This is a genomic window from Reyranella soli (genome assembly GCF_007992495.1).
Classification (GTDB): Bacteria; Pseudomonadota; Alphaproteobacteria; order Reyranellales; family Reyranellaceae; genus Reyranella; species Reyranella soli.
The window spans coordinates 25,438-51,660 of the sequence record NZ_BKAJ01000107.1 but is presented as its reverse complement, the minus strand read 5'-3'; the positions used below and the strand labels follow the sequence as shown (position 1 = coordinate 51,660).

The following is a 26,223-nucleotide window of genomic DNA, read 5'->3' as shown; positions in this document are numbered from 1 at the left end:
TGGCTTCTGGAAATTCCCGACAGAGCCGCACGAACGCGATCCCGTTTGCCGTTCAGCCCGTCAAAACCACTGTGCAGAGCTACTAGTCGGCCGTGACGGAGCCGCTGGCGTCGACCGTCAGCATGACCGTCGTCTTGCCGCGCAATGCGCTGGCATACCAGACGCCGTTGGTACCCTTGCGCAGGACCTTCACGCCTTTGTAACCGTCTGCCTCGATGGCAGCGCGCGCAGCGTTCTCGCCGCCTGCATCAACCGCCGGATCGGTCGCCGTTTCCGCCGGCCTGTCCGTGGCCTTGTCCGTCGCCTTGGCCTCGGTCGCCTTCTCGGCGGTTGGCGGCAGGTTGACCGGCGGTCGCGGCTTCAGCTTGAACGGCACCGGCGCCTGGCTTGCCTCGACCATGGACTTCGTGGTCTGCGCCGACGCGACCTTGGCCGGAGCCGTCGGTGCTAGCTGGGCCGTGCGCTTGTCGGTGGCGGGCCTGTCGATGACGAGCCTGTCGGCGGCGGGCTTGTCCGTGACGGTCCTGTCAGCGCTATTCCTGGTGATCACTGGCACCGATTCGGCTGCCGGTTGTGCCTGTGACCACGGCGAAGTCACACCAGCGGGCGCCGTCGTCAGCAGGTTGGCGCTGGCAACGCCAGCCGCCGTCATCATCAAGGTCGCGAGGACAATACCGCGTTTCATCTGTCGTCCAGAATGCTGCGTCACCAATAATCCAAGAACGACGCCAGCTCTGTAGCGTTGCGCACAGACGTGGCGCAAACGCGGCAGTCGGCGACGAATCCACCGAATCAAACCAATAGTGACCGCCCCGACACACCCCGGCTTCAGCGAACGTCGGCGGAGCAGCGGCTGCCGAAAACGCAGGCCCAGGCGCGCGTGAATTCGGCGCCCAGCAGGAATATCTGCGCCGAATAGAAGATCCAGAGCAGCAGCACGATCAGCGCGCCGGCCGCGCCGAAGCTCGACGCAATGTTGCTCTGGCCGATATAGAGCGCGATCAGGTACTTGCCGCCGGCGAACAGCAGGGTGGCGCAGATCGCGCCGACGATGACGTCGTGCCAGGCGATCGGCGTGTCGGGCAGCACTTTGTACATGGCTGCGAACAGGGCCGAGAGCAGAACGATCGACAGGGCAAAGTCGAGCACGGCCAAGCTCACCTCCAGCACCGGAAAGATGCCGTGCAGGAACGTCATGAGAGCGGTGAGAGCCGCGCTGACGGCGAGCGAGACCATCAGTACGAAGCCGAAGGCGATGACCAGGCCGAGGCTGGCGATCCTCGCCCGCACCAGGCGCGACAGGGTCGAGCGGCGCGACTTGGCCTTCCACACCGCATTCAGCGACGATTGGACCTCGCCGAACACCCCTGTGGTGGCGAGCAGGATGGCGATCAGCCCCAGCACCGTCGCCAGCGTGCCGCTCATCTTGTCCGAGGCGCTGCGGATCATGCCCTGCATGGCCTCGGCGGTCTGTTGCCCCATCAGGCCGCCGAGCTGGCTGACGATTGCGCCCTGGGCGGCGTCGTGTCCGAACGCCAGGCCGGCGACGGCGATCACGACCAGCAACGTCGGCGCGACGGAGAACAGCGTGAAGTAGGCGATCGAGGCGCCGCGGCTCCAGTCATCGTCTTCGATGAAGCCTTCGCCGGTCATGCGCAGCAGCAGCCGGACCTTGCCGGACAACGTGCGTCCCTCTGTGCGCTCTGCGGCCGACGGATCGACCGTCGCCATGGCCGCCTCAGGCGCGCCGGGCGCGGCTGAGGCGGGCCGACCGCGCCTTGGCGCGCCGGCTGCCAGTGGCCTGGCGTCGCCGCGCCGGCGCGGGCTTGCGCCACTGCTCGATCAATGGCCCGCCGGCGCCGTAGACCGGATCCCGGCGCGGCAGCTTGACCTTGGCGATCGAGGCCAGCGCGGCGGCGTAGTCGATCTCGTCGGGTTTGGGCTCATCGTAGCGGCCGCCGGCGGGATAGGCGCCGACCACCAGCAGATCGGCGCTGGCCGTGACGCAACGATGACCGATGCCGGCCGGCAGCACGGCGACGTCGCCGGCATGCAGGGTGAGCGTGCGGCCGCGGCGGCCACCGAACTCGATCGTGACCTTGCCGCGGGCGAAACCCAGCACCTCGTGGGTCGCCGAATGGAAGTGCAGGAAGTCGTAAATGCCGTCGCGCCACGCCTCGCGCCAGCCGTGGCAGGCGAAGGTCTCCTCGAACACCGCGGCCGGGTCGTGCGCCTCGTCGAGCTTGAGCGCACCGCGATAGACGACCAGCGGCAGGCGGTTGTTGGGGGTCTCGCCGTCGTCGCGAAAGCGAAAGAGCTGGGGCATGCGCGGCTGCACCAGCCGGGCAAGCGCGCGGGCGCGCGTCCGGCCGAAGCCGGTCAGCTTCTCGACGATGCGCTTCAGCTCCTGCACGACGGCCATGCCGGAGCAACGCACCCAGGGTCGGAAGGCTGCCTATTTTGCGCCGGGCGGCACGATCTTCATGACGAAGGAGGTCGGCGGCTCAGTTGGACCGAACGGGCCCGGCACTTTGTTGGCGATCGGCGGCAGGCTGCGCAGATAGGACACGATCGCATCGACATCCTGCTTGGTGAGGTTGGCGAAGGCGTGCCATGGCATGATCGGCGCCAGCATGCGGCCGTCGGGCCGTTGGCCCTTCTGGAGGGCCGCGACGATCTGGGCATCGGTCCAGCCGCCGAGCCCGGTCGCCTTGTCGGGCGTCAGGTTGGGACCATGGAAGACGCCGAGCCCGGGGATCTCGAAGCCGACTTCCGAGCCGCCGAGGAAGCGGGCCATGTCCGGCTTGCCGAGAAAGTAGCCCGGCGTGTGGCAATCGTTGCAGCCGGCAATAGCGACGAGATATTTGCCGCGGGCAATGGCGGCCGGATCGGCGGCAGTCGCCGGCATCAGAGGCGCCGTCGCCAGCGCGGCGACGACGGCGAGCAGGATCGGTTTTGTCATGAAGCCCCCCGATGAGTAGCCGCACCATAGAGTGGCCGGCCTCCGCCCTGCTAGGGTTAGGTCATGAAAGACCTGGTGATACGCAGTGCCGGCCCCGATGACACAGCCGCGATCAGCGCGCTCGTGCAGCGCACGGTCCGAATATCCAACGGCAAGGACTACCAGGCGCAGGCGATCGAGCTGATTGTCGCCAACTTCGCCGCCGACAAGGTCGGTCAGCGCATGGCCGAGCGCGACGTCTTCGTCTGCCAGCAGGGCGATCGCGTCGTCGGCACGATCGCCCTGGGCGGCGACAGATTGCGTTCGCTGTTCGTCGATCCCGAGCTGCAACAGGTCGGCGTCGGCGCGCGGCTGGTCGCCCATCTCGAAGCGCACGCGCGCAAGGTCGGCGTACGCGAGCTCAGCCTCTCCTCGTCGCTCACCGCGCGCGGCTTCTACGAACGGTTGGGCTATCGGCTCATCGAGCTGCAGGAGCACGACGGCGTGTCGACCTTCCTGATGGCCAAGGTGCTCGGCTAGCCTTTCCGTCGCTGCGACACCTCACCTTCGCGGAATCCGCGAAGGGAGGAAGAACGCATTACATCCCGCCGCTGCGCTCGTTGGCGCCCTGGGTGTGCTCGCCGCCGGGCTGGGCGATCTGGCGCAGCGCATTGCCGATCCGCTGGCCGCGCTCGGCCTGTGCCAGATCGGCCAGGGACAGGATGCCGACCAGCCGCTTGTCGCGGTTCAGCACGGGCAGGCGGCGGACCTGCAGCTCGCCCATGTTCTGGGCGACGTGGGCGCTGTCCTCGTCCTCGAAGCAGTACTTCACCTCCTGGCTCATCACCTCGCTCACGGGCGTCTTGGGCCCCTTGCCCTCGGCGATGGCGCGTACGGCGATGTCGCGGTCGGTGATTGTGCCGACCAGCCGGTCGTCGTCGCCGACCGGCAGCAGGCCGGCGTCGATCGCCAGCATCATGCGGGCGACATCCTCGATGGTGTGGTCGGGTCGGGCGACGCAGACGTCGCGCGTCATGATCTCGCTCACTTTCATGGCGTTCTCCTGGGTTGTGGTCAGAGCCCGAACGGATAAGTCTCCGGCACGCCCGGGCGTTGCACGGTGGGCAGAGGCGTCACGGCGGTGGTGCGGTCGAACCAGACATAGGCGTCGAACTGGCCGGGCAGCTCGACCTCGGCATAGTGGCTCTGCAGCTCGGTCTCGGGGCGGTAGATGACGCCGATGAAGCGTTCCAGCCGCGGGCTGCGCAGGCGGCGGCGCAGCTCGCCCGGTATGTCGAGATGCAACACGGCGCGCGGCAGGCCGGCAGTATGGAACTGGTGCTCGATGCTGTCTTCGCGCGACGGTCGCACCTCCTTCACCTCCATCGGGGCATCCCAGTCCGAGGCGGCGGCGACGGTGCCGGCGTGGGTTCCGAAGCCGATCAGGGCGGCGTCCTGGCCGAACCGGGCGCGGCACAGCTCGCCGAGATTGAGCTCACCCTTCACGCGGCCCATGTCGGTGAAGCGAGCGTCGCCGATATGGGAATTGTGCGCCCAGACCACGGCCCTGGCCCCCTCGCCGCGATGGGCGAGCAGGTGCTGCAGCGTGTCGAACATGTGCCGGTCGCGCAGGTTCCAGCTCTCGGCGCTGCCATAGTACATGGCGCGGTAGTAGCGCTCGGCCGCCGCAGCCAGGCGCGCATTCTGCGCGGCATCCAAGAACTGCTCGCCGTCATGGACGGCGTACTCCAGCCGCTTGGCCAGAAGATCGCGCAGGGTCGCCACCATGTCGGCCTCGCAGGCACGATAGCGCTCGCTCAGCACGGCGCGGCCGTAGACCGCTGGATCGTGCTGCCATGGCGTGAGACAGCCGTAGCGCTCGCGCGCCACCTTGGCCGCGGCCGGATCGATCTCGTCGAGATAGGCCAGCACGGCGGCGATCGAATCCGCCAGGCTGTAGATATCGAGGCCGAAGAAGCCGGCGCCGCGCTGGGCCGGTTGCCCTTCGTTGTGGCCGCGCAGCCATTCGACGAAGGCTTCGACGTCGGTGTTGCGCCACATCCAGGTCGGGAAGCGGCGGAACGCCGGACGCGCGCCCGGCCGCGCAGGCAGATGGCGCACATAGCGGTCGATGGTGAGCGAGTCGGGCCAGTCGGCCTCGACGGCCACGAAGCTGAAGCCGTGTCGTTCGATCAGGCGCCGCGTGATCGCCGCACGCGCGCGATAAAATTCCGACGTGCCGTGGCTTGCTTCGCCCAAAAGCACGACGCGGCGGTCGGCGTAACGATCAAAGGCACTGGCGAAGGTCGGATCTTCGAGGTTGGGCAAGGGCTGCTCGGCGGCGCGGATGAGCTGATGTAGACCGCTCGGCGGCCGCGACGGCCGGCTCGGCTTGCGGGCCTCGCGCTCTTCCGGCCAACCCTGCTCGCCGATCAGGGCCACGAAGCGGACATGCTCGATCTCCTCCTCGTGCCAGGTCTCGAGGCCAGTGCGCGTCAGCCGGATCAGGCGTTGATGAGTCGGCGTCTCGCCGACCGGCATCACCAGCCGGCCCTCGACGGCGAGCTGGGCGCGCCACGCCTCGGGCACGCGCGGACCGCCGGCGGTGGCGATGATGGCGTCGAACGGCGCCTGCTCGGGCCAGCCCAGCGTGCCGTCGCCTGTGCGCATCTCGACATTGTTGTAGCCGAGCTGGCGGAGCCGGGTGCGGGCGAGGTCGGCAAGCGCGGGATGACGCTCGATGGTGAACACGCGGCCGGCCAGCTCGCCCAGGACGGCGGCGGCGTAGCCCGAGCCCGCGCCGATCTCGAGCACGCGATCGAGGACGCCGACATCGGCGGCCTCGACCATGCGCGCCACGATATAGGGCTGCGACATGGTCTGGCCTTCTTCGATCGGCAGCGGCGTGTCCTCATAGGCGAATTCCTGCATGGCCTCCGGCAGGAAGGCCTCGCGCGGCACCTCCTCCATTGCCGCGAGCACGCGGCGATCGGCGATGCCGCGGCCTGCGATTTGGCGGCGGACCATGCGTCGGCGCGGATCGGTGACGGTGGCCATGACCGGCAAACGACCCGCGCCGACGCGAGTTGCCCGAACTTGTGACCTATTTAGGACGGCTGGGGTTCTTCTCCCACATCTTGGGATCGCCCGCGCGACCCTTGGCTTCCGCCGCCTTCAGCTCGGCGGCTTCCTTGGAATCGAGCGCGCGCTTGGCCTCCTGCGCGGCCTCGTCGACCTTGCCCTTCTTCAGGAACTTGGCCGTCGCCTCGTTATAGGACTTGGTGCCGCTGTAGCTGCCCTCGCCCTCCACGCGGTCGTCCTTCTTCGATTTGTCGTCCATGCAACGCTCCTTTGGCTTGTGCAGCCCAGGAAACGTGTGCGGTGGAGCAAGGTTACGAGCGGCTGAGGCCGGTTTCCTTGAAATACCGTGCAACCCCGGGATGGAGGCGATCGGCCGGCGCTGTGACCACGGTGTTCTTCGCCGTGGTGTCGACGAGTTGCGGTGGTGCGCCACCCTGCCGCTCCAGCTCGTGCAACGCCTTGGCCAGGCGATAGGCCACGGCGACGTCGAGGTCGGGACGCGCCAGCACGAAGCTCCACGAGCCGACCGACGGGATGGCCTCGTTCTGACCGGGAAAGCTGCCGGCCGCCTGGGTGACCGGCTTCAGGAACGCGTGCTTGGCGAGGATGCGTTTGATCTCGTCGGCGTCGGGCGCAACGAAGCGCGCGCCCTTCTCGCTCTTGCTCACTGTCGTGAATCCCGGCCAGCCGGCGCCGCCGCCCCACAGGGCCGCGACCCGGCCATCGAGCACCATGGCCGGCCCGTCGCCCGCACGCTCGAGATAGACCGGCTGGAAATCCTTGGCGGCATCGAGGCCGAGCCCGTCCATGGCATAGCGGCCGAGGATCACCAGACCGGAGCCCTGCGCACCCCAGGCGATCGGCTTGCCCCTGAGATCGGCGATCGAGCGGTAGGGTGAATCGGCCCGCACCACGAACATGCCGGCAGTGGGATACATCGCCGTGATGATCTTCAGGTTGGCCGGCGGCCGGCCGACGCCCGACATCGCCTCGTGCACGACCTCGCCCTGCACCAGGGCGATGTCGAGCGTGCCGGCTTCGAGGCGCGGCACGTTCTCGGTGCTGCCCTTGGTGTTGATCGCCTCGATCTCCAGGCCGGGATCGGTACGGCGCACGCCCTCGATGAAGGCCGCGCCATAGACCGGGAAACCGCCGCCCGGCGTTGCCGTGCCGAGGGTGATCTTCATGGGCTGCGCCTGTGCCGGCAGCGCTGCCAAGGCAGCGGCGCCGAGAAGGAAATGTCTGCGATGGGGCATGGCATGTCAGTGGCTGTGGTTGCAGCGGTGGACTTCGACCGTGACGTGGCTCAGCCACCCAAGGTCGGCCAGGCGCATCTTATAGTCCTCGACCGGCAGCGGCGAATCCGACACCAGCGAGACGATGGCGGCGTGATGGCCCGGACCGACGCGCCAGACATGCAGGTCGGCGATGCGGTCGTCGTCCTGTTCGAGACGCGCGCGGATCGCCGTTGCCAGCTCGGCATCAGGCGCGGCGTCGAGCAGCACGGCGCCGGCATCGTGCATCAGGCGCCACGACCAGTGGGCGATGACCAGCGCCCCCACGATGCCGATCGCTGGGTCGAGCCAAGTCCAGCCGTAGCCCCAGGCCATCAGCAGGCCCGCGATCGCCAGTACCGACGTCAGCGCGTCGGCCATGACGTGCCAGAAGGCGGCACGCAGATTGTGATCGTGGTGGTGATGATGGTGATCTTCGTGGTCATGATCATGGTCGTGGCCATGATCGTGATCGGCACCCAGCAGCCAGGCGCTCAGCAGATTGACGGCGAGGCCGATGACGGCAATGGCGGTCGCCTCGGCATAATGGATGGACACAGGCTGGAAGACCCGCACCACCGATTCGTAGCCGATCATCAGGGCGACCAGTGCCAGCAGGACGGCGCTGGCGAAACCCGCGAGATCGCCGAGCTTGCCGGTGCCGAAGGCGAAGCGCGGATCACGCGCGTGGCGCCGGGCGAAGCGGTAGGCGAAGGCGGCGATGGCAAGCGCGCCGGCATGGGTCGACATGTGCCAGCCGTCGGCAAGCAGCGCCATCGAGCCGAACAGCGTGCCGCCGGCGATCTCGGCCACCATCATCGTGGCGGTCAGGCCGACCACCAGCCAAGTGCGCCGTTCATTGCGGTCGTGGGCGGCGCCGAGGAAGACGTGGTCGTGACGCCAGTCGTCGAGCGTACGGCTGTGCATGAGGACGCCTACTTCTCGAGATAAGGCTCGACCTTGCCGGTGAGCTTGATGGTGAGCGGATTGCCTTTGCGGTCGACAGTCTTGCCGACGGCGACGCGGATCCAGCCCTCGCTGACGCAGTACTCCTCGACGTTCGTCTTCTCCTGACCGTCGAACTTTATGCCGACGCCGCGGGTCAGCAGCGCCTCGTCGTAGTAAGGGCTCTTGGGGTTGGTCGAAAGGCGGTCGGGCAGCTGGCCCGATGATGATGTGTCAGTCATGCGCCCATTATATCAGCGCCCGGTGTCAGGTCACTGTAATGGGGGTGGGAGCAACTTTGCTCAGCCATGCTGCATCACTTCCATAGTGTCATTGCAGGCCTGCTGGTAGCGCTGGCAGTCGGCGCGTGTGTCGAAAGTCCCTATCGGACATCGAACCTGCAGGAGGTCAAGGGCGACGGTCCGGCGGTGGTGATCACCCACTCAAGGAGCGAAGCGGAAGCACGACCGCTGGCCGAGGATTATTGCCATGCTCAAGGCACAGCGGCCCTTTTCAAAGGCTTGGTCCAGTATAGAACCAAGCGCGAGACGTCGAAGGGCGCGTCGTTCGAATGCCGTGGTCCTTCCACTTGACGTCCAGGGACATAGACGCCTAGTCCACCGGCCGGAACACCCAGATTGCCGCCGGCTCCGAGAGCGTAGCGCGTACGGCGAGGTAGAGACGGTCCCTAACCGGCACAAAGAGAGAAGTCCGCGCACCGGCAATCGTTGGAATGCGCGCGATCCGGGCGTAGCCCTTGCCGTCACGGCCGAAGACGTCGATCACGCCTTCGCCGCAGCTGACATAGACGCGACGGCGCCGCGCATCGACGAAGACGTCGTCAGCATCGCGGCAGGTCTCGACACTCGCCTGCCGCTTTCCGGCCGACGTGTCGAAGCCCACGAGACGCGGAGGCGTGCGAAAGGCAACCACGAGGCGGCGTTCGTCGGGATCTAAAGCCATCGCGAAGTTGGCGTTTGCGCCGGCGCTCTCGAAGAGGGTGACTTTCTTGCCGGTAACGGCGTCGAGGCCGACGATCTGGTCCGCCTGCGGAACATTGACGAAGATCCGCGATCCCGTCTCGTCGAACTGGAAACTCTCGGGATGGCTGTCCAGCGGCATTTCACCTATCTTGCGCCGGCTTGCCGGGTCGATCACGGCCAGGGCGCCCTTGCCATAGCCGACGACAATGCGGTTGCGCCAGGAATCGATCCGGATGTTGTCCGCATCGGCGCCGAGAGCGAGGCGACCGAGCGGTGTGAAGTCGAAAGCCTGGAACAGCCGGACCGAACCATCGCCAGCGTTGGCGACGTAGAGCGTTCCGGTGGCGGCATGGTAGGCGACGCCCTGGGGCTCGCTAAGGCCGCCAATGCGATGCGCAACGTCACGCTCCGCCAGATCGACGACGGCCACGCTGTCGTTGCCGAGCTCGGCCACGTATAGGAGCCCATGATCGGGGTCGACCGCCATGTGGTCGATGCGTCCTTTCACGGTGCCGAGCGGGATCTTCGCTTCGAGCGCCAATGGCGGCGGGTCCCCGGCCAGGCTCGGCCCGGCGGACAGCACCCCGATCAAGACTGCCACGATCAGCAGGCGTCGCATGCCGTGCCTCCTATCGCCCGCTCGCCGCGTCCTTCTTGACGTCGATCTGGTCCAGGGCGGCACGCAGACCCTTCGCGAGCTTCAGCGCATCATCGTTGGCCCAGAAGTGCATGAAGAACAGCCGAGGCTGCTCGGCCAGCATGTGGCTATGCAGGGCCGTGACCTCGATGCCATTGGCCTGCAGCGCCTTGATCACCGGGTTGACCTCCTGCGCGGCGAGCACGAAGTCGCCGGTAATGGCCGCGGTGTTGAAGCCCGTCGGTTGAAAGTTGATGGCGTTCGCCGCACCCATGGCGGGCGGCAGGGCCATGCCCTGCTCGGTGACCGGCTGCGCACGCGGAACGCCGAACTGATAGATGCCGCCACTGTCCTGACCGAAGTATCCCATGATGCGGTCGATGCCGATCATGTCGATGTTGGCGGGGGTCGCAGTGCCAGGCGTTGGTGCGAACGGCGTCTTGCCGGCGGCGAGACCGGAGTGGATGGCCGCCGCGAGCTTCGTGGGATCGCCGTGGCCCTGGATATGCATGTAGAGCGTCAGGGGCTCGGCGCGCAGCAGGTGGTTGTGCAGCGCCGTGGTCTCGATGCCGCCTTCCTGCAGCTTGCGCATGACCGGATTCACCTCGTCCTGGGTGAGCACGAGATCGCCCATGACCATGGCTTGCGTGTCCATCGGCAGAAACGCGACCCAGCCGCCGAGCGCAAAGCCCGGCGTCAGAGCCACGCCGTCGAGCGTCACCTTGAGATCGGTGCGCGGAAAACCGACGCGGTAGACGCCGCCAGCCTGGACGGCGCCGGACTTGCCGAGCGCCTGCGCAACCTGGTTCCAGTCGGGCTCGGCAGCAAAGGCCGGGGCCGACGCGACAATGGCAGCCGGCAGAGTGCCCACCGCAAGCGCGGCAACAGTGGTCTTCACGGTGTTCATGACGGAGCGCATGGCGATCCTCCTCAATTGAGTTTCTCGCTGACCTTCTTCACCTCGTCGCCCTTCATCAGGGTGACGACGGCGACCGGGCTGTCGCCCTCTAGCTTCGGCATGACACTGACCGCGCGATAGCCGGTGTTGGTCTCCACGGCACGATCGGCCGCGACGGCGAGCCACACTTTCGCTTTGGCCATGGCCGCGGCCTGCGCCTGGGCGGCCTTCATATCGTCGCCATCGGTGATCCATTCCTCCTTGGCCACGGCGCCCGACTTGTGATCAAGGATCAGCTCGCTGAACCGATCGCCCTTCTGGGTGTAGATCGAGAGCTGCAGGGCGCCGTGCTCGATTTCGTACTTGGCCGAGATCGGCTTGCCCTCCCGTTCACTGACCTTCATCGCCTTCTCTAAGGGAAGGCTCGCCGACTGGAGCGCCTTGGCCAGAGCGGCGGGGTTCGTCTCCTCCTCGGCCCGCGCCGAAGGACCGCCGGGCAGCAGGACAGCTGCAACGGCGATGCTGAAAATCGAATTGCCTCGCATGGCGGTCACCTCCGATGTGCCGTCGTACCATCGGCCGGCCGGTTTAACGCAGTATTACGCGCCCTCCGAGTGACACTTAACGCTGCGTTAAACGCTGGTTGCTCCACTGGCGATAATCGACATCCAGTAATGAGGAGAGACCGACCATGAATGCGAGAAGCGCCATGGCATTGCTCGGTGGAGCCGCGCTGGTTGCAGCGGCCGGTGTGTTGATCGCGACGGCCCAGCCCAAAGGAGCCGTCTTCATCGCCGGTGATCGACCCGTGACCGAAGCGCAGGTTCGCGACAAGCTGCAATCGGACGGCTTTACGAACGTCCTGACCATCCGCCAGGGCGGCATGATCCAAGCCATGGGTGTGAAGGATGGCCAGACCGGCAAGGTGCTGGTCGATGCGCAAACGGGGCGCCTTGCTGGTGACAACGACGGCGATGACGACGACTAGGGTGGCTCTCGCCCCGGATCACGACTCTTCCAGAAGCTCCCCTAAGTCGGCGAAGGAGCCGTCGAAGTAGGCGACGTTGTGGAAGGCGTCGCGCACGATGGCTTCGGCCACTTTGCGCGCCTCATCACCGCTCCCGGCGACCACGAGGATCCGCGTGTTGTGGTCCGTCATCGGCAGACGCCCGTCGTCCTTTGCCCTGGATGCCTCGGGCAGGGGAATCGGCACGGCGTTGCGAAGCCTCGGCTTGCCGCCGGCCTGTGTCCGTCCGTCGATCAGCACGGCCGTCTTATCCTGTTCGAGGAGTCGCAGCAGGGCGGGCTTCTCGACCTGCATGACGCCACCCAGAGCCCGCCATCCCGGCGCACCCAACTGATAGCGGCGGACGTTCCGGTACCCGGCCTTCGCCAGGTCGGCGGCGAACCGTTCGCTGCGGCCGCAGTAAAGGCCATTGCAGTACACGATCATCGGCTGTTCGCGGTCGGGCAGGCTTTCCACGATCGCCGTGACGTCGGCAACATACAGCGCAGGCGTCGTGCCCGGCATCCCCCGCACCGCCCATGCGCCAGGTACGTGGCTCACCGCGTATTCCTCGTACGGCCTGGCATCGAGCACGATGGCGCTTGCCTCGGCGAGCGCGCGTCGCAGTTGCGCGGTGCTGACCTCGGGGCTGTTTCCTCCACCGACGACGCCGTCCTGGATGTCCGACCGATCCGACGGCTGGGCCGACGGCTGTTGGAGGGACATTGCTCCCGCCAACATCGTTGCGACGATCAAATATGTCCCGCTTCGCCTGCCCATCATGTCGTGCCCCTGTTGTTGTGGCGCACGCAGGCTGAAGCACTGTGTTTAACGCAAGTTTAGCGTGCGGCTGCGGACATCGGAAAGGCGAGGGTGAACACGGCGCCGCCCTCAGCGCCCGCACTGACCTCGGCGCGCCCGCCATGGGCCTTCATGATCTCGGCCACGATGGCAAGGCCCAGCCCCGCGCCATGCGCGGGTGCGGCCTTGCTGCGCCAGAAGCGGTCGAAGATCCGTTCACGATCCTGCGGCGGCACGCCTGGACCGCAATCGCTGACCTCGATGCGACCGTCCGGTCGCGCGCTCACGATCACCTCGCTCTCGGGTGGTGCGTGCGCCACGGCGTTTTCCACCAGATTGCGAACGGCGTCGTCGATCGCATGGACGTTGCCGCTGACCACGACCGGATGCCTGGCGCCGTCGAAGGCCAGCCTGCGGGACTGTGCCAACGCCCAGGGAGCCATGTTGGCGACGGCTTGGCGTGCCACGTCATTGAGGTCGACCATGCCGGAAACGTCCAGTGCGATCGCATCGAGGCGCGCAACACTCAACAGCTGTCCCACCAGGCGGTTCATGCGCGCCACATCGAGCTTGAGCTTGTCGAGCTCGGGCGACGGGTCCATGCCCTCGAGAGCGCCGGTAACGATGGCCAATGGCGTGCGCAACTCGTGTGCGGCGTTGGCGGTGAACTGCCGCTGGACGGCAAAGCCTTGCTCGAGGCGATCGAGGGCCCGGTTCACGGCCGCGACCAGCGGCTCTATCTCGCTGGGCAGGCTCGCTTGCGGCAGCCGCACCGCGGTCGTGCTCGGTCCGATGGAGCCCGCGACTTCCGACAGGGCGCGCACCGGCGCGAGCGCTTTGCGGGTCGTCAGAATGGCGATGCCAAGCGCCAACAGCATGAACAGCGGAATGACCCAGGCGATGTCGAAGACGAATTCCTCGAGCATCGAATGGACGAGCGCCGTGGCGCCATTCGCCCGCGCCACCCAGACGGATACCGGACCCGCCGCACTGTCGAGCGCGAGCCCCAGGCCATAGTAGTCATCGCTGCGCCCGGGAAGTTCCTTGAGATGGAAGTAGCCGGCATGTTCCGATGCGGACGTCCAGCGCTCGACGACCGAGCCAAAGCTTTGCGGCATGGCCGCGATCAAGCGACCGTCGGCGCCCCGAATCGCGAAGATGTCGGCAGCCGGTGCGGCGCCGTAGGCTTGGCGAAGATTTTCCGGCAGGTCCAGCCGCGCCGTGCCATCCGGTTGGCGGACCAGGTAGCTGGCGAGATCGGCCGCCCGCAGGCTGAGCTCGCGGTCGGCCAGGGAATCGGCCGAGTCGTAGGCGCGCCAGATGACGAAACCGACGATGACCGCCGCGCCGACGATGAACAGGAACACCAGCGGCAGGACCAGCCTCAGTTGCAGGGAATGCAGGCGACGCCGGCTCATCTTTGACCGACCAGTAGATAACCGACGCCACGCACCGTATGGATCTCGACCGTTGCGCCACCATCGATCAGCTTGCGGCGCAGATGGTGGACATGCACCGGTATGGCATTCGATCCCAGCTCGTCGTCGATACCGTAAAGCTTCTCCTCCAGCACGGCCTTGGGTACGACGCGACCGGCCCGGCGCATCAGATGCTCCAGGATCGCGCTCTCGCGCCGCGGCAGGGCGAGAACGGCGTCGCCGATGCGGACGTCGCGGCCGACCGTGTCGAAAGCAACGTTGCCACTGCTGAGGACGGCTCCAAGCGCGCCGCCAGGTCGACGCAGGAGAGCCTTGACACGCGCGACGACCTCGCTCGTGGCGAAGGGCTTGATCAGGTAGTCGTCGGCCCCGGCATCGAGACCGGCGACGCGATGTTCTACGGCGTCACGCGCGGTCAACACGAGGATGGGAACAGTGCAGCCGCGGGCCCGCATCTCCGCCAGGAGCGAGAGTCCGTCACCGTCGGGCAAGCCGAGATCGAGGATGACGGCATCGTAGGGATTGGTCGCTACGGCCACACTGGCTTCGGCAAAGAGTCGCACCGTATCGACGGTGAGCCCCGCGCGCGACAATGCTGCGCGGAGAATCTCGGCGATGCGGCTTTCGTCCTCGACCACCAGAATTCGCATCTCGAGCAACAGCTCCTTGGCACCGTCGCGTTTGGCTATCCCGTGCCCAAACTCGCAGACTCACAAGGCAACTTTAAGGGAGCTTTAAGCTTCGGCACGTTTGGCCCGCGCTGCCTCCTGCTCCTCCGGCGGGGAGCGTGGCGCGGCCGAAGCGGTCGGCCAATGATCAGGGAGCGGCACTGACATGGTGAGGCTCTCGTCTCATGATTGGGAAATGACCCCGCGGAGAGCCGGGCAATCCGATCTTTGTTGGCGTTTCGGACGCATCGGTACACATCTCGGCGTAGACGGAGCACATCCGCCGCACGACCTTTGAGTACAGCCACGTTTGCCGCACCTCGCGGGCCGCCTCCTGACGCAAGCGCTGACGCAAACCTGGTTCTTCGATCAGTCGCGTAAGCGCTGCTGCGAGCGCAATTCCATCGCGCGGTGGATGCAGCAGGCCAGTGCGTTCGTGCTCGAGAATCTCCGCCGGGCCGCCGACTGACGAAGCGACGATGGGCAATCCGTAAAGCATGCCCTCGAGCACCACCATGCCAAACGGCTCATACCAGCTTGGGACTACCAGGACATCCGCCTGGCCATACAGTCGCGCGAGGTCTTGCGAAGAAAGCCAGCCGGTAAATCTCACCCGCTCCCGATAGCGCTCGAAGCCCACCGGCAGCCAATAACGGGCCATGTCGTCGCCGCTGCAATGCCGGTGGCCGCCAGCCAGGACGAAGCTTGTATTCGGTGCGCGCTCCAACACGAGCGGCACGGCCGCAAGAAGGTCCCGCACGCCCTTGCGTTCGACGAAGCGCCCTGAATAGAGGACCGTGAGCGGGCCGGTTGTCGGAGGTCGGCTCGCTGTTGCGAGTGCCCCGGGACAATCTTCGATGCCGTTGCCGACCACCCTGACACGGCCGCAGGCGGCGGGAACGTAAGCGGCGATCAAGGCGCTTTCGCTTTGCGTCAGCGCCACGATCCGATCGGCGGACGCAATCAGGCTCTCCTGCAGGTCGGACTGCGTCAGACATTCCGGCGGTCCTTGACCGAGTTCGTACTCGGCGCGATCCAGCGAATGCACCGTGTAGACAATGGGGATGCCAGTCCGCTCCCGCAGCCTACGCGCCAGCGGCCATAGCCAAAAGACGTGCAGATGCAGCACGTCCGCCCGGCAGGCCCGCAACCAATCGACAGCGACCGCTTCCGCATTGTCATGCGAGGCATGGAGAAGATGGATACCGGCGTCCCCATGGTCGACAGCGTCGACGGCATCGGCCTGCCACGTCTTCGCTGGCCACTGATACGAAGCTTTGGCATCACCAGCGACCAGCAATACCGTGACTTCGATGCCAGCACGCGCCGAAGCGGCGACAAGCCCCCCGATGGCCGTGCCTAGCCCGCCATAGACGAGCGGAGGAAACTCAGTCGTGAGGTGGAAGACTCGCATTTGCTGAATGCCCCACCAGGCGCGCCTCGCCTTCTACAGCGGCCTCAACTGGATATTGCGAAAGGCGACGCGGCGCGTGTGTGTCTGAAATCCAATGAAGCGCGGGACGGCGTTGGTGCTCGGCATACCCCGATCGGGATGTGCGGCGTCGGAGCCCGGCACGAAGGTGAATGCAGTAACCGGCACGCCGTTCAGGGTTACGGCGTAGTTCTGGCCCTGGACCTGGATCTCGAACGCATTCCACTCGCCGATGGCATTCACGGGGAGCGCATTCGGATTATTGGGTCCTTGCAAGCCGTAGATTGCCGCCGTCTTGTGGATCGGCAAGCCATCTGGGGAAGCGAGCTGGTCGATCTGCACCTCAAGGCCAAAGTCGACGGCCACGAACGCGGAATTGTCGTAGTTGCGACTTTCGGGGTCGGGAAAGCGCAGGAACACGCCGGAGTTCGCATCTTCCTGCCAGCGTCGCCATTCGAGCTTGAGCAGATAGTCCGGCGGGGTGGGCTGGGCATGCCACAACAGCCCGATGTCCGAACCGGGCACGGAGACCAGCGCCCCATTGGTTACGACAAAGTGGCCCGGGTCGTCGCGGCCGGGCTGGTTGCGGATGGTGGACATCCGCCAGCCTTGCAGCGAGGCGCCGTCGAACAAGGAGGTGAAGCCTGCCTGCGCGATGAACGGCGCCGCAAGGTTGTCCGCCAGCCGGCGCGCCAGCGCAGTGCCGGTAAGCATTGGGTTCGGTGAGCCGACCGTCGGGAACAGCGACGGGCCGGCAACGTAGAGATTGGGCACCCTGTGGAAGCGCGCATTGGCGTTCGTGACTGACGTATCGGGATCGTCGCCCATGGCCAGCGTGCCCGCCTCGTGGTGCGTGGTGCCAAGGCCGTCGCGACGATTCGGAAACGCCAGCACCGCCGACGCCGGCTGATTGGCTGCCACCGGCTGGAATGCGGACCCGGAGAGCACTTCGTAAGGCAGACCATTGGCGAAGATGAGCGCCACCTGGTCGGCGGCCGTATCCATGGCATTCCACAAAATCCCGTCCTCCACCCCGGGATTGATCGATACGAACGCACGGGGAATTCCGAACTCGTCGGTCTCGCCGGCAAGCTTCACCAGGGTTGCCGGGTTGTTCGGTCTCATCTCGCCGATGCCGCGAATGGTCAGGACGATCTTGTCATCGTTGGCGTGACGGAAGGCGGCGATCGTGTCCACGTCGGGAATCTTCTTGAAGAGCTCCGCCTCCGAGTCGGTGCTCGGCTTGTTCAGGCCGGCAGCGGTGATCTGCAGGTGAAAATGACCGAAAAGCCCATCGGTATGGGCGTGGCGGCCCTTGACGAACAGGGCAGATGCCTGCAGTTCGTTCACGCCCGGGTCGAGCCCGGCTATCGCCGCGCGCGGCAGCCGAATCGTGAGGTTGGAACGCAGGTGCGCCATCAGATTGGCGCCGATCCGCTCGACGCCAGGCAGGCCGGGCAGCGAGACCAGAGCGATCCGTCCGTTTTCGATCGTGCCGAGGGCGAGCACGACAACCGCCTCTTCGGGCACTTGAACGACGCCGCGATTGGTTTCCACGGCAGTGACGCGGCGGATCGGACCACTGCCGTCGGTGATCAGGCGGGTCACGTGGCAGTCGGGCACGACCATCAGGCGTTTACGCGTGTCGTCGCCGCCGGTTTCGAATTGCGCAGCACGGCTGGATTCGATCAGTAACGGCAGGCTGGAAAACTTGTTGAAAGGGAAGAAGCCGGCGTGCGGTGGCTGTGCCTGCACGGCGAGCGGCGCCTCCAGCTTGAACAGGTCTTGCTGTGCATTGGGCACGTCATCGAGGTGCAGGGGTAGCTGGGCAAGCGGGATCGCATCCGTGACGGTGTTGGCGTCGATGCCTTGGCGGAGCTGCGCGCGCAATGCAGTGTGCAGCTCTCCGAAGATGAAATCGTTCGTGGTGGTGGTGCCGATCTGCTCGGAGGCCTGGCGGAAATAACCGTCACCGCCTCCCGGCAACGGCCCGTTGAGGTCGGCCAGGAGGCCCGCCGGCCACACGGCCGGCGTCTCGGACGGCAACAACTGCGGCGACCAGCCACCGAAATACACGGAGCGGCCGCCGAGGCAGTAGGCCAGGCCGGGAAAGCCGCGCGGCACATCGGTCCGCCACGGCATGCCCCAGACCTCGGCGCGGGCAACGCCAGGGTCGACTGAAATTGGCCCGGGGACAGTCAAGCCAAGTATCGGCAGGTTCTGGACGTGTTCGGTGAGCACGAGCCGGCCCGCGTCGAGCACGAGCGTGCGGCGCGACCGCGCCTGGTCGACGTACAGAAGGTGCTGCGCAAGGATCGGCCCGAAGGAACCACCGCCAACAACGATCACATCGAACGGACGCGCGCTGGGGTTGAGTCCCGGATCGCTGCTGGCGAGTGCCTCATCGAGGCCGTTGCAGACGTAGCGTCCGAGGACGTCGCGAGTGAAATCGGTGTTTTGGGGTATGGAACTCGTGGGCATGGCAGCACCTCGAATGACGGCGATGAGGGCAAGTGAATTGGTCCTTAGTCGCGCGCGAGCAGACAGGCTCCGCACACTGAACCAAACCGTTCCTTCTTCACTGGACTCTACGGCGCGCTGAGGTCGGGGCTCATATCGTCGCCTGACGCGGTAGTTCGTAGTTTCTTCTTGTGATTACCGATGCGCCGACCTTCGCAACTTTACGTTGCCATCGGTGGCGTCCGAACGTCTGTGAGTTTGCTCACGCTCGCGGGGCTCATCCTGAAATCCGATGCGCAGTGGCTTCCATTTGAAGGTCGAACTACCCGCCAGACGTAGCCGCTTTGGCCCGCGCTGCCTCACGCTCCTCCGGCGGCCGCACATGACTGAACAAGGCGAGTAGCGCGAGGTCGTAGCCCGACTTCAGTATACCGGCGAGCAACAGCGGCCAACCGAAACCCGAAAGCAGGAACAGATATCCGGCAATCACCGGTCCGATCGCCGATGCGAGACTGCGCGGCACCGAGGTGACGCTGGCCGCCGCCGGCCGCTCAGGCGGGGTGACGACCGCCATGACGTAGGAATTGCGCGTCGGCACGTCCATCTGCGACAGCAGACTGCGCACCACCAGCAGCGCGATGACAACGAACAGGTCCGACACGAAGGGGATCACGACCAGGCACAGGCTGGACGGCAGATGGGTGAACACCATGGTGCGCACCAACCCGATCCGGTTGGCCAGCGGCACGGCGGCAAACATCGACACCGCCGAGCAGATGCTGGTCCAGAAGAACAGGTTGGCCGCCGCCGCCACCGACAGGCCGAAGGTCTGGAACAGCCAGAGGGCCAGCATGGACTGCACGATCAGGCCGCCCGAGAAGGAGTCGATACAGAAAAGGGCCGCAAGACGGTAGACGATGGCCCGCGACGGGCCGAGCGGCGCGCTGGGCTTGCCTTCCTGGGGCACGCGCGACTCGTCGATCTGTCGGTAAATCAGACCGTTCGCCAGGCCGATCGCGGCATAGAGCAGGAACAGGCCTTGCATGATGCGAAGAGGCGAGACGTCCAACCATTCCGCGGTAAGCGCCGGCAGCACGGCGAACAGCGTGCCGGCGGCGCCCATCAACGAACCGGCGAGGCTGTAGCGCACATAGAGTGCCGTCCGGTCGCGATCGCCAACCGATTGCGCGAGCAAGGAATGCTCCAGCGGCAGGAAGACGCTGACGTCGCCGCTCGATGGATTGAGCGTGCCGACGAAAGCGACCAGCAACAATGGCCAGAAGCCCTGGACGCCCGCGAAGGCGCAACCGGTCGCCATCATCAGCGTAGCCGCCGCCAGGAGCGGGCGGCGATGGCCGAAGTGGCTGGTGAGGAAGCCGACACAGAGGGCGAGGCTCGCCGAACCGAGCAGCGTCGCCGTGGCCAGCACGCCGACCTCGAAGGAATCGAGGCCGAGCGCCAGCAGGTAGGCCGGAAGAAGGATGCTGACATAACCGTCGACCAGCGCGCGCAGGCCACGCGCTGCGACCAATCGTCTGGCGTTGGCGTCGGCTGTTTCGGGGAAAAGACGCACTCGGCTCATGCACCTCCCCCGTCATCGGGGGAGGTGCATGATCGGCGGCCCCATCGTCCGTCAGCTCTCCTTGGAATACTTCTCATAGAGCGCCAACGCATTGTCCCAACGGACCGCTTGCATGAAGGCGTCGACATAGCCCGCGGCCTTCGCGCCATAGTCCATGGCGTAGGCGTGCTCGAACATGTCGAGGGCGAGGATCGGCCGGCCACCGGCCAGCGTCATGGTATGGTCGGCCGCCCAGGTGTTGATCAGGCGCTTGTCGTGCGGCGACCAGGCGAGCAGCACCCAGCCCGAACCGCCGCCCAGCGCCTTGCCCATGGCGGTGAACTCCGCCTTCCAGCGGGCGACGCTGCCGAAGTCGCGCGTCATCGCCTCGGCCAGGGCGCCCTTCGGATCACCCTCGCCGCCCAGGCCGTCGAAGTAGAGCTCATGGATGATCATGGAGTTGGCGGCGATCAGCTCTTCGCGCTTCAGGCCGTTGACGACGAAGACGGGCGCCGTCGCCATATCGAGGCCAGCGAGCTGGGCGGTGATGGCGTTCAGACGCCTCACCGCGCCGGAATAGTTGTTCTCCCAGTGGCTGACGAGAAGCTTCTCGGACAGGCCTTTGATCTTCGCCGGGTCGAACGGCAGCTTCTTGATCGCGTATTCGACCTTTGGCGGCGTGGTCTGGGCGAAGGCCTCTGCGCTGCCGGCGGCCAGGGCCAGGCCCGCGGCAATGCTGATGAAGTGACGGCGGTCTTGCACGATGGTCATACAAACCTCCTTCTGCGGCAGTGAGGAACGTCCAGGCTGGCTCAGGCAGCTCCCATGACGAGGTAGAAGATCATTCCCGCCAGCGCACTCGCGAGCAGGACCGGGATCATCCCGATCTTGAAACGGAAGATCGCGACGGCAGAGGCGACCGCAAGCACTGCCGACGGAATGTCGATTGACGACAGGATGGGCGCGCTGACGCTGGCGCCGAGGAACGTCACCGGCACCTGCTTGGCGAACAGCACGTGCAGCGCGAACCACACCGCGAGGTTCAGGATCACGCCGACCACGGCGGCAGTGATGGCGCCGAGCGCCGCCCCCAGCGCCTTGTTCGAGCGCAGCGCCTCCACGAACGGCGCGCCGAAGAAGATCCAGAGGAAGCACGGCACGAAGGTGACCCAGGTGGTGAGCAGGCCGCCGAGCGTCGCGGCCAGCAGCGCTGGCATCGCTCCCGGCTCGCGCCACGCCGCGAGGAAGCCCACGAACTGCGTGACCATGATCAGCGGGCCGGGTGTCGTCTCGGCCATGCCGAGGCCATCGAGCATCTCGCCCGGCTTGACCCAATGATAGTGCTCGACCGCCTGCTGGGCCACGTAGGCCAACACGGCGTAGGCACCGCCGAAGGTCACAATCGCCATCTTGCTGAAGAAGATCGCGATTTGGGTGAAGACGTTGCCGCCGCCCAAGCCGACATAGAGGGCGGCGATAGGTATGAGCCACAAGGCCAGGAACACCGCCGCGATCGACAGCGACCAGCGCAGGTTGGGTTTTGCATGCTCGGGCGTTTCCTCGCCCAGCAGTGAATCGCAGTCGGCGACCTGCTTGGCGCCGACTTTGCCGTGACCACCCGCGCTCAGGAAAGGCTGCGCCCCCGCCCGGCCGGCGACGTAGCCGATCGCGCCGGCACCGAACACGATGATGGGGAACGGTATGTCGTAGAAGAAGATCGCGATGAACGACGCCGCGGCCAGCGCCACCATGACGTTGTTCCTGAGCGCGCGCCGGCCGACGCGCAGCACCGCTTCCACGACGATCACCAGCACCGCGGCCTTCAGGCCGAAGAACAGGCCCTCGATCGCCGGCACCTTGCCGAACAGCACGTAGATCCAGCTGAGCGCCATGATCGCGAGCAGGCCGGGCAGCACGAACAGCGTGCCGGCGAACAGCCCGCCTTTGGTCTTGTGCATCAGCCAGCCGATGTAGATCGCGAGCTGCTGCGCCTCGGGTCCGGGCAGCAGGGTGCAGTAGTTCAACGCCTGCAGGAACCGGTTCTCGCCGATCCACCTTTTCTCTTCGACGATGATGCGATGCATCACCGCGATCTGCCCGGCCGGGCCGCCGAAGGAGAGCGCGGCGACCCGCGCCCACACCTTCATGGCCTCGCCGAACGGCACGCCGTGGCTTGGCACGTCGTGGCCCTTGGTGGCGGCAATCGCGCTCATCGCAGCTTCTCCGGGCCGGCGGTCTTGAAATACTCGTAGAGGTCGTCGAGCACGGCGCCGCCGCGGGCCAGACGCTGGTCGTCGTCGCGATGGGCGGCGGCGATGCCCGACATGACGGTGCGGATGCCGGCCGTCTCCTCGCGGCCGAACTTGCCGTCCTTGAGATCGATGTCGTGGATGATCTCGCCGATGGCGGCGAGCGCGGGATCATCGAGGCCGGCACGCTGCAGCAGCACCTCGAAGGTGCAGCGGTCGCCCTCGTGGGTGTACTCGCCCTCGAACATGTCGAAACGCACTTCGTTGGCCCGCGGCGCATAGCTGCGGCCGGGCACGAACTTGAAGCGAGCCGCCGGATCGATGAAGCGGCGGACCAGCCAGGCTGATGCAATGCGATCGATCTGCACGTGCTCGCGGGTCACCCAGATCTTGCTGTCCGCTGATGGCGCGGCCGGCGCGCCGGGTTGCGGGGTCATGGCTTCGCTCCCTTGGCTCAGATGGTGTTCCAGGCGTGCGATCGGCTGCTCAGCGGCGTCGCGCCCGTCGGCTTCGAAGAAATCGATGGCGGCGATCTCGCTCAGCTGCTTGCGCAGCCGCGCCGTCTGGTTGGCGATGTCGGCGAGCTCGCCGTCGGCTGCGGCCGCGTCCAGGCGGGCAACAAGCGTTTGCGCCTCCCCGGCCACCCGTGCGTAGTCCTCGTTGCGGGCGGCGACGAACATCTGGCGCAGCTCGGAATCGCCCAGGCCCCCGACCAGCTCGGCCTCGCAGACGAACGCCTCGCCGCCCAGCTCGACGATCTCGCGCGTCAACCAGGCGAAATCCTCCTGGGTCTCCTCGTTGGACGGCAGCGCATAGACCGCGTTCTTGACGATGACCGCACCCAGCGCCTGCAGGCGCCGCCACACCTTCACCCGCGCATAGGCGGGCTTGGCCGGCAGCTGATGGATCAGCAGCAGCCAGGGGGCTTTGGAGACGATCTCGCCAGCGTTCATGGTTCACCTGTACCACACCAACAAACAATTTTGCAACAGGTGTATCTTTTTCCTTGCTACAGGCGTTACACGGGCCTATACGACTTATGAAACGACTGTATCAAGGAGATCGGAATGACCTTCAAGACCAAGCCCATCGCGTTCAAGCCAGGGCGTCTCAACGGTCTCAGCGTCCGGCTGATCGCCAGCCACTACGAGAACAATTACGGCGGCGCCGTACGCCGGCTGAATGCGATCCGCGGCGAACTGAAGGGGCTCGATCCGGCCGCCGCCCCCGGATTCATGCTGAACGGCCTGAAGCGCGAGGAGCTGATCGCGACCAACTCCATGCTGCTGCACGAGCTCTACTTCGACGCGCTGGGTGGCAGCGGCGGCCAGCCCGACGGCGCGTTGGGCGAGGCAATCGCCCGCGACTTCGGCTCGACCGAGCGCTGGCATGCCCAGTTCACAGCCATGGGCCGCGCGCTGGGCGGTGGCTCGGGCTGGGTGGTGCTGACCCGCTCACCGCGCGACGGCACCCTCACCAATGTCTGGCAGGCCGACCACACGCACAGCCTCGCCGGCGGCACGCCGATCCTGGCGCTCGACATGTACGAGCATTCCTACCACCTCGACTTCGGCGCCAACGTCGGTGCGTACGTCGACGCTTTCATGAACAACCTGCATTGGCCCCGGATCGCCGAGCGCTTCGCGGGCTCGGAAAGCCCGTGGCGCACCGACGCGATGATCTCGCCCGAAGCCGCCCGGCAGCGACTGGAGAGCGAACCCGACCTGCTGGTGATCGACGCGCGGCTCAACGCCGACGCCGCGATGATCCCGGTCGGCCTGCGTGGCGCCCGCCGCGCGCCACCGGAGCAGGTCGAAGCCATCGCCGCCTCTCTGCCCAAGGGCAGCAAGGCCCTCGTCTACTGCGCCTGGGGCTTCGAGATCGGCGGCGACTGCGTGGCCAAGCTGCGCGAGCGCGGCATCGATGCCGTCGCGGTAGCCGGCGGTCTGGGCACCTGGCGTGCCGACGGCCATCCCACCGAACCTCTCAAGGAAGGAGACAAGGCATGAAGTGGGTCACACGTGAGCGGCCGAAGATCGACCGCATAGCCTGCCCGTGGCTGATCCAGCGCTTCATCGAGAAGCAGCCGGAGTTCCTCTACGTGCCGGCCGACCAGGTGCTGACGACTGCCGAGAAGACCGGCGCCGTCCCCTACGACATCCCGGGGGTGAAGTTCAGCCACGTCGGCGAGAAGTGCAGCTTCGACGCCTTCATCGCCGAATACAAGCTCGACGCGCCGGGCCTCGACAAGCTCGCCCACATCGTGCGCGGCGCCGACACCTCGCGACTGGATCTGACGCCGCAGTCGCATGGCCTGTTCGCGATCTCGCTGGGGCTGAGCCACGTCTACGCGGACGACCACGAGATGCTGAAGCACGGCATGGTGATGTACGACGCGCTCTATGCGTGGTGCCGCCACCTCGTGGGCGAGACGCATAACTGGCCGCCCAAGATGACCTGAGGTCGTCATGACCGACACCACGGTGAAGCAGGCCGCTCCGGCGGTCGCCACGCGCACGCGGCTCCTCCTCAAGGGGCCGGTCGTGCCGACGATGCTGCGCATCGCGACGCCGAATCTTGCCGTGAACGTCATCCTGATCGCCGTGACGGCGAGCGTCGATGCCCACTTCGTCGGCTACCTCGGGCTGGATGCGCTGGCCGGCCTCGCCCTGGTGTTTCCCTTCCTGATGTTGATGCAGCAGATGGCCAACATGGCGATGGGCGGCGCCATCGCGGCCTCGGTTGCCCGGACCCTCGGTGCGGGCCGCACAGAAGAAGCACGCGCCCTCGCCTGCCATGCCCTGGTGATCGCCACCGGCGCGGCCGCCCTGTTCAGCGCGGCGTTCCTGCTGGGCGGGCCTGAGCTCTATCGCCTGCTGGGCGAGCGTGGCCCCGTCCTGGCAGCGGCGCTGGAGTATTCCAACGTGATCTTCGCCGGCGCGATTGCCTACTGGCTACTGGGCGCGCTGACCAGCATCGTGCGCGGCACGGGTCACGCGGCGATCCTGGCCTGGGTCTACATCGCGGCCGAGGCCCTGCACATCGCCCTGGTGCCGCTGCTGGTCTTCGGCTGGGGACCCTTCCCGGCGCTCGGTATCACCGGCGCGGGCCTCGCCACGGTGATTTCCTTCCTCGCCTCGGCGACGGCGCTCGCGATCTACCTGGCCTCGGGCCGCACGGCGATCACGCTCTCCTTCACCAGGGTGCGCTTCGAGCGCCGGCTGTTCGCGGAGATATTGAAGGTCGGCGCGCCGATGTCGCTCGCCCCGGTGCTGAACAATGCAGCGCTCGCCGCGCTCACGACGTACGCGGGCGTGCTCGGCGCCACGTCGCTCGCGGCCTTCGGCGCGGCCGTGCGGCTGGAATACCTGCTCTATCCGCTGAACTTCAGCATGGGCGCCGCCGTGCTTGCCATGATGGGCAGCAGTATCGGCGCCAAGCAGTTCGGACGTGCCGCGCGCATCGCGTGGATTGGGTTGGCGTTGTCGGCCGGCGCCATGGCGTGCGTGAGCCTGGTCGCCATTGTCGGACCAGGCCTCTGGATGGGCCTGTTCAGCCACGATCTGCAGATCCTTGCCGACGGCGCGCTCTATCTCGCGATCGTCGGGCTCGCCTATCCGTTCGTCGCCGGCACCCTGCTCAACTCGGCCTTCCAGTCGACGCGCCAGCCGCAATGGCCACTCGTCGCCATGGGCAGCCGTCTCGCGGTCGTGGTGTTGGGTGGCTGGATTGCCGTCGAGATCCTGCAGACTGGCCTCGTCGGGATCGCCGTCGTCACCGCTCTGGGCCTGGTGACGATGGGCGGCGTGCTGATCGGGGCCTTCCGCTTTTTCGCCAAGCTGGGGTGA

28 protein-coding genes are annotated in these 26,223 nt (G+C 66.4%); 6 read left to right on the top strand and 22 right to left on the bottom strand.

All coding sequences use genetic code 11. The annotated features are described in order from the left end of the window. Positions 1 to 82: 82 nt before the first annotated feature. From RSO01_RS29220 to RSO01_RS29205, 4 genes are all read right to left on the bottom strand, one after another. Positions 83 to 685: a hypothetical protein gene (locus tag RSO01_RS29220; protein WP_147154089.1), complete on the bottom strand. Its 603-nt coding sequence runs from the start codon at positions 683 to 685 to the stop codon at positions 83 to 85. A 143-nt stretch (positions 686 to 828) separates the two neighbouring features. Continuing rightward, positions 829 to 1,731: a YihY/virulence factor BrkB family protein gene (locus tag RSO01_RS29215; RefSeq protein ID WP_246158900.1), complete on the bottom strand. Its 903-nt coding sequence runs from the start codon at positions 1,729 to 1,731 to the stop codon at positions 829 to 831. A gap of 7 nt (positions 1,732 to 1,738) precedes the next feature. Beyond that, complete coding sequence (locus RSO01_RS29210) at positions 1,739 to 2,422, bottom strand: cupin (RefSeq protein ID WP_174825963.1); 684 nt, start codon at positions 2,420 to 2,422, stop codon at positions 1,739 to 1,741. A 33-nt stretch (positions 2,423 to 2,455) separates the two neighbouring features. Further along, on the bottom strand, positions 2,456 to 2,962 hold the full coding sequence (locus RSO01_RS29205) for a c-type cytochrome (protein WP_147154088.1): 507 nt from the start codon (positions 2,960 to 2,962) through the stop codon (positions 2,456 to 2,458). 63 nt (positions 2,963 to 3,025) lie between these two features. Between RSO01_RS29205 and RSO01_RS29200 the strand changes: the two genes are divergently transcribed. After that, positions 3,026 to 3,481: a GNAT family N-acetyltransferase gene (locus RSO01_RS29200; RefSeq protein WP_147154087.1), complete on the top strand. Its 456-nt coding sequence runs from the start codon at positions 3,026 to 3,028 to the stop codon at positions 3,479 to 3,481. A gap of 58 nt (positions 3,482 to 3,539) precedes the next feature. On the opposite strand, the gene RSO01_RS29195 is transcribed toward RSO01_RS29200, so the two are convergent. From RSO01_RS29195 to RSO01_RS29170, 6 genes are read right to left on the bottom strand one after another with little or no spacing between them, the layout of a single operon-like run. Next, entirely contained in the window at positions 3,540 to 3,995 is a 456-nt protein-coding gene (locus RSO01_RS29195) for a CBS domain-containing protein (RefSeq protein ID WP_147154086.1), read from the bottom strand. A 20-nt stretch (positions 3,996 to 4,015) separates the two neighbouring features. Beyond that, complete coding sequence (locus RSO01_RS29190) at positions 4,016 to 5,998, bottom strand: protein-L-isoaspartate(D-aspartate) O-methyltransferase (protein ID WP_147154085.1); 1,983 nt, start codon at positions 5,996 to 5,998, stop codon at positions 4,016 to 4,018. A gap of 46 nt (positions 5,999 to 6,044) precedes the next feature. Next, on the bottom strand, positions 6,045 to 6,281 hold the full coding sequence (locus tag RSO01_RS29185) for a hypothetical protein (protein ID WP_147154084.1): 237 nt from the start codon (positions 6,279 to 6,281) through the stop codon (positions 6,045 to 6,047). Positions 6,282 to 6,333: 52 nt separating this feature from the next. Continuing rightward, positions 6,334 to 7,278: a TAXI family TRAP transporter solute-binding subunit gene (locus tag RSO01_RS29180; RefSeq protein ID WP_147154083.1), complete on the bottom strand. Its 945-nt coding sequence runs from the start codon at positions 7,276 to 7,278 to the stop codon at positions 6,334 to 6,336. Between the two features lie 6 nt (positions 7,279 to 7,284). Next, the gene (dmeF, locus tag RSO01_RS29175; RefSeq protein ID WP_147154082.1) at positions 7,285 to 8,223 is read right to left on the bottom strand and encodes a CDF family Co(II)/Ni(II) efflux transporter DmeF; all 939 of its coding nucleotides are present in this window, start codon (positions 8,221 to 8,223) and stop codon (positions 7,285 to 7,287) included. Positions 8,224 to 8,231: 8 nt separating this feature from the next. Next, positions 8,232 to 8,483 (bottom strand): DUF3297 family protein, encoded by a 252-nt coding sequence (locus tag RSO01_RS29170; RefSeq protein WP_147154081.1) that lies wholly within the window; start codon positions 8,481 to 8,483, stop codon positions 8,232 to 8,234. A gap of 66 nt (positions 8,484 to 8,549) precedes the next feature. Here RSO01_RS29170 and RSO01_RS29165 point away from each other — a divergent pair, with 66 nt between their 5' ends. Beyond that, a complete protein-coding gene (locus RSO01_RS29165; RefSeq protein WP_147154080.1) occupies positions 8,550 to 8,834 on the top strand; it encodes a hypothetical protein in 285 nt (94 codons plus the stop codon). Between the two features lie 19 nt (positions 8,835 to 8,853). On the opposite strand, the gene RSO01_RS29160 is transcribed toward RSO01_RS29165, so the two are convergent. Genes RSO01_RS29160 through RSO01_RS48325 form a run of 3 tightly spaced genes read right to left on the bottom strand, consistent with a single transcriptional unit; the run spans position 8,854 to position 11,304 of the window. Then, positions 8,854 to 9,843: a YncE family protein gene (locus RSO01_RS29160; RefSeq protein WP_246158899.1), complete on the bottom strand. Its 990-nt coding sequence runs from the start codon at positions 9,841 to 9,843 to the stop codon at positions 8,854 to 8,856. Between the two features lie 10 nt (positions 9,844 to 9,853). Next, a complete protein-coding gene (locus RSO01_RS29155; protein WP_246158898.1) occupies positions 9,854 to 10,780 on the bottom strand; it encodes a DUF1259 domain-containing protein in 927 nt (308 codons plus the stop codon). Positions 10,781 to 10,791: 11 nt separating this feature from the next. After that, positions 10,792 to 11,304, bottom strand: a complete 513-nt coding sequence (locus RSO01_RS48325; RefSeq protein WP_174825962.1) for a hypothetical protein — start codon at positions 11,302 to 11,304, stop codon at positions 10,792 to 10,794. A 146-nt stretch (positions 11,305 to 11,450) separates the two neighbouring features. On the opposite strand from RSO01_RS48325, the gene RSO01_RS29150 reads away from it, so the two are divergent. Continuing rightward, positions 11,451 to 11,747 (top strand): hypothetical protein, encoded by a 297-nt coding sequence (locus RSO01_RS29150; protein ID WP_147154078.1) that lies wholly within the window; start codon positions 11,451 to 11,453, stop codon positions 11,745 to 11,747. A gap of 18 nt (positions 11,748 to 11,765) precedes the next feature. Here the strand turns inward: RSO01_RS29150 and RSO01_RS29145 are convergent, their stop codons facing one another. From RSO01_RS29145 to RSO01_RS29105, 9 genes are all read right to left on the bottom strand, one after another. After that, positions 11,766 to 12,491 (bottom strand): rhodanese-like domain-containing protein, encoded by a 726-nt coding sequence (locus RSO01_RS29145; RefSeq protein ID WP_170303440.1) that lies wholly within the window; start codon positions 12,489 to 12,491, stop codon positions 11,766 to 11,768. A 113-nt stretch (positions 12,492 to 12,604) separates the two neighbouring features. Then, the gene (locus RSO01_RS29140; protein ID WP_147154076.1) at positions 12,605 to 13,984 is read right to left on the bottom strand and encodes a sensor histidine kinase; all 1,380 of its coding nucleotides are present in this window, start codon (positions 13,982 to 13,984) and stop codon (positions 12,605 to 12,607) included. Beyond that, complete coding sequence (locus RSO01_RS29135) at positions 13,981 to 14,655, bottom strand: response regulator (RefSeq protein WP_147154075.1); 675 nt, start codon at positions 14,653 to 14,655, stop codon at positions 13,981 to 13,983. Before RSO01_RS29135 ends, RSO01_RS29140 begins: the two co-directional genes overlap by 4 nt. A 166-nt stretch (positions 14,656 to 14,821) precedes the next feature. Next, positions 14,822 to 16,087, bottom strand: coding sequence for a glycosyltransferase family 4 protein (locus tag RSO01_RS29130; RefSeq protein WP_147154074.1), 1,266 nt, complete (start codon positions 16,085 to 16,087; stop codon positions 14,822 to 14,824). A gap of 33 nt (positions 16,088 to 16,120) precedes the next feature. Further along, a complete protein-coding gene (locus tag RSO01_RS29125; RefSeq protein ID WP_147154073.1) occupies positions 16,121 to 18,586 on the bottom strand; it encodes a 3-keto-alpha-glucoside-1,2-lyase-like domain-containing protein in 2,466 nt (821 codons plus the stop codon). Positions 18,587 to 18,887: 301 nt separating this feature from the next. Continuing rightward, positions 18,888 to 20,147 carry an MFS transporter gene (locus RSO01_RS29120; RefSeq protein WP_147154072.1) on the bottom strand — a complete coding sequence of 420 codons (1,260 nt, stop codon included), beginning with the start codon at positions 20,145 to 20,147 and terminating at the stop codon, positions 18,888 to 18,890. A gap of 51 nt (positions 20,148 to 20,198) precedes the next feature. Then, complete coding sequence (locus RSO01_RS29115) at positions 20,199 to 20,897, bottom strand: superoxide dismutase (protein ID WP_147154071.1); 699 nt, start codon at positions 20,895 to 20,897, stop codon at positions 20,199 to 20,201. A 41-nt stretch (positions 20,898 to 20,938) separates the two neighbouring features. After that, on the bottom strand, positions 20,939 to 22,339 hold the full coding sequence (gene chrA, locus RSO01_RS29110) for a chromate efflux transporter (protein WP_147154070.1): 1,401 nt from the start codon (positions 22,337 to 22,339) through the stop codon (positions 20,939 to 20,941). Next, positions 22,336 to 23,328, bottom strand: coding sequence for a chromate resistance protein ChrB domain-containing protein (locus RSO01_RS29105; RefSeq protein ID WP_174825961.1), 993 nt, complete (start codon positions 23,326 to 23,328; stop codon positions 22,336 to 22,338). Before RSO01_RS29105 ends, chrA begins: the two co-directional genes overlap by 4 nt. Before the next feature lie 114 nt (positions 23,329 to 23,442). On the opposite strand from RSO01_RS29105, the gene RSO01_RS49760 reads away from it, so the two are divergent. Genes RSO01_RS49760 through RSO01_RS29090 form a run of 3 tightly spaced genes read left to right on the top strand, consistent with a single transcriptional unit; the run spans position 23,443 to position 26,223 of the window. Next, on the top strand, positions 23,443 to 24,384 hold the full coding sequence (locus RSO01_RS49760) for a Fe-Mn family superoxide dismutase (RefSeq protein WP_147154069.1): 942 nt from the start codon (positions 23,443 to 23,445) through the stop codon (positions 24,382 to 24,384). Then, positions 24,381 to 24,836: a chromate resistance protein ChrB domain-containing protein gene (locus tag RSO01_RS29095; RefSeq protein ID WP_147154068.1), complete on the top strand. Its 456-nt coding sequence runs from the start codon at positions 24,381 to 24,383 to the stop codon at positions 24,834 to 24,836. Before RSO01_RS49760 ends, RSO01_RS29095 begins: the two co-directional genes overlap by 4 nt. Positions 24,837 to 24,843: 7 nt before the next feature. Next, positions 24,844 to 26,223: an MATE family efflux transporter gene (locus RSO01_RS29090; protein ID WP_147154067.1), complete on the top strand. Its 1,380-nt coding sequence runs from the start codon at positions 24,844 to 24,846 to the stop codon at positions 26,221 to 26,223.

Excerpts from the sequence above, each read along its gene's own strand:
- dmeF (WP_147154082.1), bottom strand. The coding sequence starts at position 8,223 with ATGCACAGCCGTACGCTCGACGACTGGCGTCACGACCACGTCTTCCTC.
- RSO01_RS29150 (WP_147154078.1), top strand. The coding sequence starts at position 11,451 with ATGAATGCGAGAAGCGCCATGGCATTGCTCGGTGGAGCCGCGCTGGTT.
- RSO01_RS49760 (WP_147154069.1), top strand. The coding sequence starts at position 23,443 with ATGACCTTCAAGACCAAGCCCATCGCGTTCAAGCCAGGGCGTCTCAAC.
- RSO01_RS29200 (WP_147154087.1), top strand. The coding sequence starts at position 3,026 with ATGAAAGACCTGGTGATACGCAGTGCCGGCCCCGATGACACAGCCGCG.
- chrA (WP_147154070.1), bottom strand. The coding sequence starts at position 22,339 with ATGAGCGCGATTGCCGCCACCAAGGGCCACGACGTGCCAAGCCACGGC.
- RSO01_RS29210 (WP_174825963.1), bottom strand. The coding sequence starts at position 2,422 with ATGGCCGTCGTGCAGGAGCTGAAGCGCATCGTCGAGAAGCTGACCGGC.
- RSO01_RS29145 (WP_170303440.1), bottom strand. The coding sequence starts at position 12,491 with ATGTCCCTCCAACAGCCGTCGGCCCAGCCGTCGGATCGGTCGGACATC.
- RSO01_RS29125 (WP_147154073.1), bottom strand. The coding sequence starts at position 18,586 with ATGCCCACGAGTTCCATACCCCAAAACACCGATTTCACTCGCGACGTC.
- RSO01_RS29130 (WP_147154074.1), bottom strand. The coding sequence starts at position 16,087 with ATGCGAGTCTTCCACCTCACGACTGAGTTTCCTCCGCTCGTCTATGGC.
- RSO01_RS29220 (WP_147154089.1), bottom strand. The coding sequence starts at position 685 with ATGAAACGCGGTATTGTCCTCGCGACCTTGATGATGACGGCGGCTGGC.
- RSO01_RS29120 (WP_147154072.1), bottom strand. The coding sequence starts at position 20,147 with ATGAGCCGAGTGCGTCTTTTCCCCGAAACAGCCGACGCCAACGCCAGA.
- RSO01_RS29190 (WP_147154085.1), bottom strand. The coding sequence starts at position 5,998 with ATGGCCACCGTCACCGATCCGCGCCGACGCATGGTCCGCCGCCAAATC.
- RSO01_RS29180 (WP_147154083.1), bottom strand. The coding sequence starts at position 7,278 with ATGCCCCATCGCAGACATTTCCTTCTCGGCGCCGCTGCCTTGGCAGCG.
- RSO01_RS29135 (WP_147154075.1), bottom strand. The coding sequence starts at position 14,655 with ATGCGAATTCTGGTGGTCGAGGACGAAAGCCGCATCGCCGAGATTCTC.
- RSO01_RS29140 (WP_147154076.1), bottom strand. The coding sequence starts at position 13,984 with ATGAGCCGGCGTCGCCTGCATTCCCTGCAACTGAGGCTGGTCCTGCCG.
- RSO01_RS29160 (WP_246158899.1), bottom strand. The coding sequence starts at position 9,843 with ATGCGACGCCTGCTGATCGTGGCAGTCTTGATCGGGGTGCTGTCCGCC.
- RSO01_RS29185 (WP_147154084.1), bottom strand. The coding sequence starts at position 6,281 with ATGGACGACAAATCGAAGAAGGACGACCGCGTGGAGGGCGAGGGCAGC.
- RSO01_RS29090 (WP_147154067.1), top strand. The coding sequence starts at position 24,844 with ATGACCGACACCACGGTGAAGCAGGCCGCTCCGGCGGTCGCCACGCGC.
- RSO01_RS29095 (WP_147154068.1), top strand. The coding sequence starts at position 24,381 with ATGAAGTGGGTCACACGTGAGCGGCCGAAGATCGACCGCATAGCCTGC.
- RSO01_RS29205 (WP_147154088.1), bottom strand. The coding sequence starts at position 2,962 with ATGACAAAACCGATCCTGCTCGCCGTCGTCGCCGCGCTGGCGACGGCG.
- RSO01_RS29215 (WP_246158900.1), bottom strand. The coding sequence starts at position 1,731 with ATGGCGACGGTCGATCCGTCGGCCGCAGAGCGCACAGAGGGACGCACG.
- RSO01_RS29105 (WP_174825961.1), bottom strand. The coding sequence starts at position 23,328 with ATGAACGCTGGCGAGATCGTCTCCAAAGCCCCCTGGCTGCTGCTGATC.
- RSO01_RS29165 (WP_147154080.1), top strand. The coding sequence starts at position 8,550 with ATGCTGCATCACTTCCATAGTGTCATTGCAGGCCTGCTGGTAGCGCTG.
- RSO01_RS48325 (WP_174825962.1), bottom strand. The coding sequence starts at position 11,304 with ATGCGAGGCAATTCGATTTTCAGCATCGCCGTTGCAGCTGTCCTGCTG.
- RSO01_RS29155 (WP_246158898.1), bottom strand. The coding sequence starts at position 10,780 with ATGCGCTCCGTCATGAACACCGTGAAGACCACTGTTGCCGCGCTTGCG.
- RSO01_RS29195 (WP_147154086.1), bottom strand. The coding sequence starts at position 3,995 with ATGAAAGTGAGCGAGATCATGACGCGCGACGTCTGCGTCGCCCGACCC.
- RSO01_RS29170 (WP_147154081.1), bottom strand. The coding sequence starts at position 8,483 with ATGACTGACACATCATCATCGGGCCAGCTGCCCGACCGCCTTTCGACC.
- RSO01_RS29115 (WP_147154071.1), bottom strand. The coding sequence starts at position 20,897 with ATGACCATCGTGCAAGACCGCCGTCACTTCATCAGCATTGCCGCGGGC.